1 pseudogene is annotated in these 343 nt (G+C 56.9%); it reads left to right on the plus strand.

From position 1 onward, the window contains the following. Nucleotides 1–343: pseudogene (locus QMX88_RS29960) on the plus strand (hypothetical protein); the annotation flags it as partial.

Raw genomic sequence — 343 nt, forward strand, 5'->3', positions numbered from 1 at the left:
GTTCCGGCGACGATGATTGGAGCGGTTCTCGGCAAGACGATTGATGTCAGCTACCAAGTTGAACGAGATGGCAAGCCATATGACTCCGACATTTTGAAATTGACGGTTGGGTTAATCCCAGCGGACAGGTTGACCACTCCGCAAATTACGCAGGCGACAGGCGGCTCCCTGGACGTCGGGGCACTGCAAGGCGACGCCAATATCACCGTGGATGCCTGGCCATTTATCGCGGTCGGGCAAAAGATGTGGATGCGACTCGAAGGCTCCAGCAATCTGGACCTGCCCGGTTGGCAAGGGTATGAGATCAGCAGTCCGGGCGCCCAAGCTACGACGGTTTCAAAGG

The sequence above is a fragment of the Pseudomonas sp. PS02290 genome (assembly GCF_029960075.1).
Lineage (GTDB): Bacteria > Pseudomonadota > Gammaproteobacteria > Pseudomonadales > Pseudomonadaceae > Aquipseudomonas.